Here is a 9,798-nt window from a genome sequence, read left to right as displayed (position 1 = left end):
CGATACGCCGCGCCGGTGAGCCACGTCGTTTCAGGCAAAAGCGCATCGGCGCGGCATAATCCCGAACGCGGCATTATGGCCCAGCTCATGCAGGGACGTGATGTAATATGCATCCGCCGTCGGAAACTGGCCGCGCTCCGGCAAGACAATCCTATCGGCCGCAGGCTGATAACAGGCTCGATTGCCGGGCTGGTGGTCGATACGTGCACCCGATCCCGCGATGATGGATTCCGCCCGCTGGTGACGCTCCCATGTTTCCACTACGCGTGCGGGTGCGAGCGGTAAGCCATCGATTTGCTCGCCGTTGAAGACCGTAAATGTCTTCACGCGGGGCCGTTCATATTCTACTTCACGGATCAGCGGCTTTCCGTCTTCACCGCGAACGGGCTTGCCTTGGGCATCCGTTACGGCCTCCGTGCCGCGTGTGATCCAATATTGGATTTGCGCGCCATGCTCACCTTTGCGGATCTGAACGCCCTCGGCGGTTGCCTGGCGATAGGTCATCCAACGCGCGTCGGGATAGCCCTGGGCCATGAGCCACATTGCGTTGCCGCCGCGATAATCCTTTCCCGTGGTGGGATTGTACGGCATGAACCGCTCTCCCGGGGCCCAGGGCTTTTGCCAAGGGGCGGCGCCCTGTCGAAGTTGGTCGATCAGCTCTTCGGCGACTTTCCTGGCGTAATCAGTTGCCATCATCGTCCTCCGCGTCCGCTGCGGTCACGGCGGTTTCTTCGAAAGCCCCCATTTCTTCGGCAATGTTTGGCTCTACCTCAACCCATACGCCGGGCGTACCAAAGTCGGCCAGGTTGCGAGAGATGAGCGGCTTTGTCTCAACGCGGGTGATCTTTCCGATTGCGTCCTCCGCAATCTGAGTCGGCGGTATCTCGTCACTCATTGGTTGCCTCCCTCGAATAGACATCCGGGCTAGCGGTGAACGGACTAGACGGCGCGCGCGTGTGCCTTGGTTGGTAGGCCACGGCTGCAATGGTCGGCATGTTGCCGCCGCCGGCGCTCGGTCCATAGTACTTAGCAACATAGCCATTGTAGAAACCGCGCTCAAAATCTCCGGTGTTGTAGGCCGAGAGTGCGGCGCGCAGCGCATCTTGCGGGTTCGGCCTGCTTCCCATTGCCGACAGATAGTCGGCCGTCAGGATCGACGCACCCGCCATGATGTTCGTGCATGGATCGAACATTTGCGCGACCGTGAAATTTAGACTCGCCAGGTTTCGGCTGTTTACCTGCATCCATCCGAGATCAACGCTATAGCCGCGCGTGATCCAAGACTGTGCAATAGATGTCGCCTCTGCGGCCGTAGCAGCCTGCCGAGGTTGATTTTCAACGCCGTTGACGTTGATCGCCAAAGGCCGGTCGCCACTCTCCACGCGAATGATCGCGCTAAGAGTGCTGGGCTCAACCGTCGATCCGCAAGCCAGGAGCGCGGCTCCGGGATCGGTAGCGGTAGCGGTAGCGGTGTGCCATTCAGGAGTGCGAATCCCCGCCGCCATGGAAGAAGGCCCCTGCGCGGGGTCGTCGGCAGCCGGCAGGGATGGGCGAGTGTCGATGATGCTATCGCGCCACTCAGCCGCGACCGTCGCGGCTGCCTGGCGAGCCGGAGGGGTGGCATTGGGGATAAGCCAGATGACCTTACGCGCGGTCACTGCCTGGCGCGCACGACGAAGCTTGTCGATGATTTCAACGCCGTCCCGATCCCCCGCCCCAAGGGTGATGATTGCCGTATCACTCGGCCTAGGTCGCTTCAGGTCCGAGGCGATGGAGGCACCGGACGAGGTTTCGACCATCGTCAATGGCACGCACTTTGAATGGACCCGGCCGACCCCAAGCGCAGTACCGTCACCGATCGCGATACAGGACACCATCAGTCTGTCACCCAAACCGGCCGGACGGTGCCTTTGACAAGCGAGGCGGAGACCGGGCCGAAATAGCGGCTGTCGAAGCTGCGGGGGTTATGCGGCGAGACCAGCCAGATTTCACCCAGGGGTACACGATACTGCCCAGCCGGATAGCCAGGCAGCGGTCGTCCCTGGCTGTCGCGGGCGAGTTGACCACTGTTCGCAACAACACGCCCGTTGACGATGATCCAGGAAGAAGACACGGCGACCAAGTCGCCCGGGCCGGCCGCTACTGGCTTCAGCAAGATTTCCTGGCCAGTCGGGCAAGCACCAGGGGCGATATACTTCCTGTCCTTCCCCAGCCTGGTAACGGGCGTGTTCGGCAGGCAGAGCAAGACGACATCGCCAGGCCGCGCTTCGTGCCGCGCCGTCTGCCGCCACAGTCCCATCGGCATGGAGTCGGTCGTGTTGATCCATAGGCCGTCAGCCTGTGCGAAGACGACAGTTACAAAAGACGCTGCGACAGCAAAACTGGCGCCCGCCGCGACGGAGATTTTCTCGCGCTTCGTCAAAGCGCGCCGCGGTGACCGATCGGGCGGCGACCTCATGCGCGGAGCGGCACGACGACCGCCTCCTTCGGCTCAGCTGCCGCTTTGAAGGCGGGTACAGAGGATCGCGGCGAGATGTGCGCTATCCGCATCGTCTCAGGTGGCGAAATCATCGAGCGTGCCTGAAAGGCGTCGTCCGTGAAGTAGAGAATTTGCGTGCCATAGATGGCATATTGCCCCGCGCCGAAAATCAACATGTCACCGGGATGTGTGATCTTGCCGCTTTCGGCCTCTTTGGTGGGCGATCGCATGTGCATGACTTCGTCCGCTGTCATCAGCGGGCGCTCAATCTCGCGATATGATCGGCTTATCTGGTTCAGCGTGCTGCCACGTTTGCCACTCTCGGTCACGTCTTCCTTGATGATCGTCGTGGTACCGAGAAGTTCCGAAATCCACTCGCCGGTCTGAGTCTGATTCGGTGCATAGGCGATGCGGATGTGCAGGTTGCTAATAATGTTCTCATGGGGGCCGTAGGACTTCAACAGCTGCTCACGGTCCTGAAGGATGATGTAAGCCTTCATGCCGTACCCGGCGATGAACGACAGCGACTCCTCGAAAATATCGAGTTTTCCGAATGATCCGGCGAACTCGTCCAGCATCAAAAGCATTTGTCTCTTGTGTGGCGATATAAATCGGCCATCCGGAAGCCGTTTCAACTCTTCACGGGTCAAGGTGCGAACGATCTGATTTAACACCAAGCGGACAAGCGGGCGTAGCCGGTCCTTATCGCTTGGCCGCACCACCAAATAGAGGGTTACGGGCTGCTCATGGTTCATCAGGTCGTGAATTCGGAAGTCAGAAGACGAAGTGTTCCGTCGCACGAGGGGATCACGGTAGAGCGAAAGGAACGACATCGCCGTGGAAAGCACGGAGCCGCGTTCATTGTCCGGGCGGTTCAGCATGTCGCGCCCGGCGGCCGCGATGACGGCGCGGGCGTCCTTTAGGGCTTCTCTCTTTTCGCTGGTCATGTCCGGCCGTAGTGAATCGTTTCCATTGACCTCGGCTGCGGTGTCTTTCATCTCCTCGTAGAGGGACTTCACGTCCCGTGTGGGATCGGAAAGGTAGAATGCGACTGTGTAAAGCGTCGCCTCCTCGGTTTCCTCACCAAGATCACGCGCTTCCCATTTTTTGTGGAGGATATGGAGCACCAGGCCCGTCAGCAGCGCGTGGCTTGTCTTTGCCCAATGATCATTCAGACCTTTTCCATCGGGATCGACGATCATCGTTACGAGATTTTGTGTGTCGCCTACCGCATGAATTGTATCGAGGCGGATTTCGTTGACCGGGTTGAAGCGTCCGCTCCCCTCGGACGAGGCCGGATCAAATTTGATAACGACGTTCTTGGCGTGTTCCTTTCGCCATCCCGCGGTCTGTCCCCAAAGCTCACCCTTCATGTCGTTTACGACGCAACTCTGCGGGTAGGATAGAAGTGTTGGTAGAACCAGACCAACACCCTTACCGCTACGCGTCGGCGCAATGGCTCCGATATGCTCGGGCCCATCATGTCGGAGATAGCGCGTCTTCCCGGTCCTCGGATCGGTCCAGGCGCCAATATAGACCCCTGCCCCGTGCTCCTCGCCGGCTCTCGGCAGAAAGCCGATCGCGCGCAGCTCGGCGGCTGTCGTGATCCACCTGGCAGTGCCGTGCAGACCCTCGATCTTTTGTGGCCGTCGTCGGTTCGATGCGCCAATCTGCACCGCGACCAGAACCGATACAGCGACAATGATCATGACGCCGGCTCCGGCGAGTTGGAAGGTATTCGATACGTCGCCGGCCCACGGGGCCTGCGCCCAATCGAACCAATTCCACGGGGCGTAATATCGGGCGAACCAGGGCGTTCCCAAAGCGGGACTGTAGGTGAGGCGCCACGCGACAAATTGCGTCACGCCGGAGTTGAGAGCCACGACTAGGCTGCCGATCATCGTCATGCCGAGGAGTGCTTGGCGTAATCCGCCTTTCCCCCTCGTGATGGGTAGCGTCGGGATGTTCGGCATCTCATTCATCTCGACTCTCTCCTACTGTAGGGCGAGCGCTCGGGGCGCCCCGCCGAGCCGCACGGCGCTTGCGCCACCGCCCATCCCGAGCCGGCCACACAGCCTGATATCATACGTCATATCGAAAAGCAGAAAGCAATGGTAGTCCGGCGCGCGCCGACAGCTCGTGATGATCATCGTTCTTGCCCTTCTGACCTTTCTTGCTGTGGACGATGATCATGTAATCGGCCGCGCTCATCGAGCCGCGTCCCGTCGCCGACGCGCCATGTTGATACCTTGGCCGCCTGCGCTCGCGACACCGCTTTAACCAGAATTTCCCCACCGCGCTCGAACAGGAGAACCTCATTGCCCTCTCCAATTTGGCGGCGTCCGCGATAGGTGGCGTCGCCGGCATCCTTGGACGTCCAGGCCCGATGCGGCATAAGGTCCGATACACGGTCCCTGGTCGCGTTACGCCGCTCGATGAATGCCACGATCAGTGGGTCTACGTCCGTATTGGTGCCACCCGCGGACTGTGCTGCGGAGTGCGCCTGGTGCTGCTCCCACGCCTGGCGTTGCCGTTCCGTCTCCATGACAGGATCGGCAAAGGTGACGTTCATCCCCTCTACGACAGCTAAGCGCCCGATCTGCGCCTTGAATGTGTCCGTGCCGCCAACGAGAAGAGGCCGATGCCCAAAGCGGTCTGCGGCCAGGCTGAGCGCCAGGAAGCTGGCAGCAATCGAGACTTCATCTACCCGCACCTGTTGCGCCTGATCTGTCACCCGGCCGCCGTCGGCGAGGCGATAGGTGATTGCACCATCGCGCCCCACGACGGGGCGAAGGTGCTGGTAAACGACATGTCGGGCCTGGTCAGCGTTCTCGGCGGATAACACCGCCGCGCCTAACTCCGCCTGCCGCTTGCTGGTCGATCGCAGGACCTCAGCGGCCAGCGTGTTGCCCTGTGCTGCCTGGCTTTCTAGCCAGCTCTGCCAGGTAAGCAACGGGCGACCGGCGGCTTGCCGTCGCTCCTCTGCCCGGCGTTCCTTTTCACGTTCGGCCGCGACGGCCTTATCGCGCTTTAGCGCGGCATAGGCAGCGCGTCGGCCATCGGCAGTGTGGGGCATGGCCTTGATGGCTGCCCTTCGTTCTGCGGCCCAGCCCGCCAGTTCCTTAAGCCAAGCGCCCGCGCGCACGCGCCTGGTCTCGCGAGCGGTCTTTCGTTCTTCAAGGGCACGCCCGCGTTCTCGCTGGAATTCGCGGAAGAGTTCGGCGGTCTTTGGGCTCGGAGTATGCAGAGGTGCCCGCGGGTAAACCTCCTCCGGTCTGCTCTGCGGGCCCGTCGGTGCCTGGTAGGCGCCCCATTTCTCCGTCAGCGATCCGAATGACAGCCTACGGTCGATCTCGGACGGCTTTACGCGCGCGTATTTGTCACCGACAACGGCGATTATCAGCCCTGCGCCGCGCGGCTTCACTTCCAACCCATAGATCGCCGCAGCCTCGTGTAAATCCTGCCAGCTCCGGCCGGTCCGCTGCGCATTTAGCAGTGTAGGGCCGGCCTCATCGCGCACCCACTGAATGAGACTTTGTTGCTTGCCGTGTATCTCTATTGCCGCGGCACGACTACTGACGCGGCCAGCACCTCGCACTGGCATCTGATGGTTGGTGGCGGTCAGCCCGTGCTTTTTCTCGAGCTCGGCGCAAGCTGCCTGAAGGCGAGGCTGATCAAAATACGGCGTTATCACCTTCAGGGTTGCCGGATGCACCTTGTTGATGGCGACGTGAAAGTGAAAGTGGTCCTTGTCATTGTGGATCGCTGAAATCCGCTGATGGTCGACCAGCCCGATCGCAGTGCAAAGTGCGTCCTCTATGTCATGAAGTTGGGCCGGTGACGGCCTTTCGCCCGGCGGAAAACTGACGATCAGATGATAGGTCTTATCCGTCTTCGAGGTGGTATTGCGCTCCTGTACGTTCCCGATTTCGGCCAGGGCAAGCCCGGGCTCCTCGTTGGCGCAATTCGTCACCCGGATCCCGTCGACCCTCTCGCCACCGGCTTTGCGGTCGAGGATATAATCGGCGGTCTTCCTCCAGTCACGAAGCTCACCAATCTTTTTAAGGTCGGAGACATAGGCCGCGAGTCGCGCGAAGCTTCCCCCGGCGACACGGTGGGACGCCTTCGCGATCAAACGGATGCCACCTTCTCAATGATTTGACCACGCAGATCGTCGATCGAATGCAGCAGCGCGCGCACATCGGCCTGCGGCGCTCCCTCCCCTGGCCGCTCCGAAAGCCAGAGTTTCAAGAGGCCCCCTAGCCGACCAAGATCACCGCACGCTTTCAGCAGTTCGCCCACTCTATCGGCGTCGAGGAGTGACCGGGGTTCATAGCCCAGCCCCAGCGTACGGAGATAGGTCGAAGTCGAGAGCCCAGTTGCCCTCGCGCGCCGCCCAATCTCCGCCTTCTCGATCGGCGTTACCCAAACAACGCAGGGCTGCTTAGCCCTCGGCCGGGTATCTTTCGCGATGCCCGCGGCTGGCGCGCCCATTAGATCTGGCTCTTCTCAGACGCGGTAGCGGCCGTCAGCCTCGCAGAGCTGCAGCGTCGAGCTCCGCCAGGAGCGAGTAAGCCCAAGCCGGCGACGTACATATACGGCGCATATCTTGCCAGACGCTTTTGATTCATTTGGCCTCAAATAGCTTCATTTAAGCTCATCCCAGAAAGTGCACCAAAATGAGCTTGATTGAGCTCAAATGCATTCCAGTCAGCCATTTCAGCTTGACGCCGTACGTCATATCACGCTAGATGAAAAGCGCCATGGATGCACCTCGTTCTCGTCGCTTTGCAGGTCGGGCAGCCTTCGCTGCTCAACTCACATCGATCCGTTTGGACGTTGCGAGCGGCGTCTCCCTCAAGTCAATTTATGACTCGCGAAAGGAGACGCTGGGAATCGGATATCGCCATTTTCATCAGCTCGTCGCACGTCATATCGGCCTGGCGAGAGATCGTTTCTCCAAAGCCTCGACGAGACGAGACGGGTCGCTAAACTCATCTGTGCCGCCAAACTCAACAGCGACGATGCCCGCCGAGTCTGCGGCTACGGGCTATGTCATGCTCGGTTCCCCTCCTCCGACACGTTCCACTCCCGAACTTCAAGAACAGGTTCTCATGACATCCGCGGAGACGATTGGTGGCACTAAAACAGCAGCTCCGCGACCCCGCGCCTATCGACGACACAAAGGCCCCGCCGATGACAGAAAAGCCGATCTCTGGTAAGGCTGAGATGTTCGATGTCCACATGACATTGCAGCACAAGGGTGGTGTCACAAAATCCTTCTGTGCGAATTGTCTCGCCCAGTTTTATCAAGCCACGGGCCGTGCCGTGGTAGTACTTGATGCCGATCCCAGCAATAAGTCTCTGGCCGCTTACAAGGCTCTCAACGTCCGGTCCGTAGACATCCTGTGTGAGAACAATTCCATAGACAGCAGAAAGTTCGACGATATCGTCGAGTCATTCATCATGGAGGAAACAGATTTTATCGTTGACAATGGGGCGACTAATTTTCTCGCCTTTATGAGCTATCTCATCAGTAATAACGTGTCGTCCGTACTGTCAGAAGCTGGTCGGCGCCTCATACTTCATATTCCGATCGTGGGCGGTGAGGCCCTCAACGAGACGATGTCGGGCTTCGACGATATCGCGGGGAATCTAGGAGCCGATTCGAAGCTCGTCATCTGGCTCAATGAGGCGGTCAAAGGAGTGATCACCTTTGACGGTAAGGAGTTCGAAGACTCACGCGCCTACGATCGACACAAGACCAAGATCTTAGGTCTTATTCGTGTGCCACATCATACCTCTGAGCTATTCGGCCGCGATATGGAGGTCATCCTCAGCAAAAAGCTGACTTTCTCTGAGGCGATCGGAAATCCGGAAATACGATTGATGTCCAAGCAGCGCCTAAAGCAGATGCAGCGCGAGATATTCGATCAAATTGCGGTCGTCGTCTGAGGTCAGCGCTGTGGACACGAAAGCAATCATCAATGAGGTCGCCAGGAGGCACAAAATCCGTCTGTCTGAGGATGATCCTATTCTTGCGACGATAACCGCGGTCGAAGTTGTCCATCAAATCTTCGCCGAACATTTGAAAACTCTCGTCACCGACGTCGCGAATCAGGCCACTGACCGACTGGTTGCACAAATCGAGACAGGCCGACGGGAAGTCGCCAGTCAGATTGATCTGTCAAAAGCAACCGCTGCAAAGCTTGTCAATGATGCGGGGACATGGTCGGCCGATAAGTTGATGGAGGCCAGTTCCACTATGGCGAGTGACTTTCTTTCGGCCGTAGCAGCGAGTTCAGCGTCGGTGCAAGCCGACATTATCGAAGTGCGCAGGGCTCGGTTGATCGCGATTTGGGCCGCCGGCTTTACCACCATCGTCAGTGCAATTTCGCTCGGCGGAGGAATCGGCTTTTGGTTGGCCGGACGCTAAGGTGAGCTTCACAGGGGTCGATCGCGAATTAATCGCGCCAGCTTTTTGGCCGAATCATCAATGGGCGTGAAGACGATCAGCTTCATATCCGGCAGGTCGCCCACGCCAAGGCTGGAGTATTCGAAAAGCATTTGCCCCACGGTCGGGTGATTGATGCGTTTCTGGCCCGCGAGCAGGCGTGCCACCTCACGCTGTGGCCACCGCTGCGCGAACTCTTGCTGTGACGTGTCAGATGAGCGAAGGCGCATGAAATCTGGGTTTCCGGTATGGCGGGCATAGTCGGCGCGGAACATCGCGAGCAAGGCCCGCGCCACTGCCTCCCAATCGACGAGCAAGCGGTGATGATCCGGACCCGTAAATATCAGATGCAGCGTGTTGCGCTCGTCACCCTCGAGCCGCCCATACGGGCCATACACCTCCTCGGCCGCCCTGTTCCATGCCAGCACGTCCCAGCGCCGGCCAACCACGTAAGCTGGCTGATCCGTCGGGCTGTCCAACATCCGGCGTAGCGGTTCGTTGATCCGCTCTATTCTCGTAGAGCGTGATCCAAGGCCGGGCTGCCATAGGTCGCTGGTTCGCTCGACGAGCCGACCACACGGGAAAATCAGCCCTTGCACGCGAGCCGTGGTAGGAGAAAATGCAGGCGTAACGCTATTGAATGGTAAGGATGCCTAGAGGACAAAGCGTGCCGGAGTACATTCGCGAAGTTCTGGCCAAAAACATGAGGGCGGCTCGGAGATATGCGCAGTTGAGTCAGCGTGCTGCGCGGCGATCAGGATCAGAATCGCATTGCCTCGCCTGAAATGCTCCCCAGGCAGGACTGTTGCCTCACCTAAAATGTTCCCCAGGAGACGGCCTGGGGGACGAGTATGAGGAAGGTGAG

10 protein-coding genes are annotated in these 9,798 nt (G+C 59.4%); 2 read left to right on the top strand and 8 right to left on the bottom strand.

Translation table 11 applies throughout. The features are described from left to right. Positions 1–30 precede the first annotated feature (30 nt). From GSQ92_RS22155 to GSQ92_RS22125, 7 genes are all read right to left on the bottom strand, one after another. Positions 31–693: an ArdC family protein gene (locus GSQ92_RS22155; RefSeq protein ID WP_159013993.1), complete on the bottom strand. Its 663-nt coding sequence runs from the start codon at positions 691–693 to the stop codon at positions 31–33. After that, positions 683–895, bottom strand: coding sequence for a hypothetical protein (locus GSQ92_RS30385; protein ID WP_216856902.1), 213 nt, complete (start codon positions 893–895; stop codon positions 683–685). Before GSQ92_RS30385 ends, GSQ92_RS22155 begins: the two co-directional genes overlap by 11 nt. Then, on the bottom strand, positions 888–1,505 hold the full coding sequence (locus tag GSQ92_RS22145; RefSeq protein WP_159014012.1) for a lytic transglycosylase domain-containing protein: 618 nt from the start codon (positions 1,503–1,505) through the stop codon (positions 888–890). The genes GSQ92_RS30385 and GSQ92_RS22145 overlap by 8 nt, the downstream gene beginning before the upstream one ends. A 371-nt stretch (positions 1,506–1,876) precedes the next feature. Beyond that, positions 1,877–2,422, bottom strand: coding sequence for a conjugative transfer signal peptidase TraF (gene traF / locus GSQ92_RS22140; RefSeq protein WP_159013992.1), 546 nt, complete (start codon positions 2,420–2,422; stop codon positions 1,877–1,879). A 32-nt stretch (positions 2,423–2,454) separates the two neighbouring features. After that, on the bottom strand, positions 2,455–4,380 hold the full coding sequence (locus GSQ92_RS22135) for a type IV secretory system conjugative DNA transfer family protein (protein WP_254066665.1): 1,926 nt from the start codon (positions 4,378–4,380) through the stop codon (positions 2,455–2,457). Positions 4,381–4,625: 245 nt separating this feature from the next. Next, complete coding sequence (gene traI, locus GSQ92_RS22130; RefSeq protein ID WP_159013990.1) at positions 4,626–6,614, bottom strand: TraI/MobA(P) family conjugative relaxase; 1,989 nt, start codon at positions 6,612–6,614, stop codon at positions 4,626–4,628. Then, on the bottom strand, positions 6,611–6,973 hold the full coding sequence (locus tag GSQ92_RS22125; protein WP_216856901.1) for a plasmid mobilization protein: 363 nt from the start codon (positions 6,971–6,973) through the stop codon (positions 6,611–6,613). The genes traI and GSQ92_RS22125 overlap by 4 nt, the downstream gene beginning before the upstream one ends. Before the next feature lie 642 nt (positions 6,974–7,615). Between GSQ92_RS22125 and GSQ92_RS22120 the strand changes: the two genes are divergently transcribed. Together GSQ92_RS22120 and GSQ92_RS22115 are read left to right on the top strand one after the other, a co-directional pair. After that, on the top strand, positions 7,616–8,434 hold the full coding sequence (locus GSQ92_RS22120; protein ID WP_159013989.1) for a conjugal transfer protein TraL: 819 nt from the start codon (positions 7,616–7,618) through the stop codon (positions 8,432–8,434). A gap of 10 nt (positions 8,435–8,444) precedes the next feature. Continuing rightward, positions 8,445–8,915: a hypothetical protein gene (locus GSQ92_RS22115; RefSeq protein ID WP_159013988.1), complete on the top strand. Its 471-nt coding sequence runs from the start codon at positions 8,445–8,447 to the stop codon at positions 8,913–8,915. 8 nt (positions 8,916–8,923) lie between these two features. Here GSQ92_RS22115 and GSQ92_RS22110 read toward each other — a convergent pair whose 3' ends face one another. Then, a complete protein-coding gene (locus GSQ92_RS22110) occupies positions 8,924–9,532 on the bottom strand; it encodes a hypothetical protein (RefSeq protein ID WP_256367120.1) in 609 nt (202 codons plus the stop codon). Positions 9,533–9,798: the final 266 nt, after the last annotated feature.

The sequence above is a fragment of the Acidisoma sp. S159 genome (assembly GCF_009766125.1).
GTDB lineage: Bacteria > Pseudomonadota > Alphaproteobacteria > Acetobacterales > Acetobacteraceae > Acidisoma.
The sequence above is the reverse complement of the archived record's forward strand: the minus strand, read 5'-3'. Positions and strand labels throughout refer to the sequence as shown.

Excerpts from the sequence above, each read along its gene's own strand:
- GSQ92_RS22155 (WP_159013993.1), bottom strand. The coding sequence starts at position 693 with ATGGCAACTGATTACGCCAGGAAAGTCGCCGAAGAGCTGATCGACCAA.
- GSQ92_RS30385 (WP_216856902.1), bottom strand. The coding sequence starts at position 895 with ATGAGTGACGAGATACCGCCGACTCAGATTGCGGAGGACGCAATCGGA.
- GSQ92_RS22145 (WP_159014012.1), bottom strand. The coding sequence starts at position 1,505 with ATGGCGGCGGGGATTCGCACTCCTGAATGGCACACCGCTACCGCTACC.
- GSQ92_RS22135 (WP_254066665.1), bottom strand. The coding sequence starts at position 4,380 with ATGATCGGCAGCCTAGTCGTGGCTCTCAACTCCGGCGTGACGCAATTT.
- GSQ92_RS22125 (WP_216856901.1), bottom strand. The coding sequence starts at position 6,973 with ATGGGCGCGCCAGCCGCGGGCATCGCGAAAGATACCCGGCCGAGGGCT.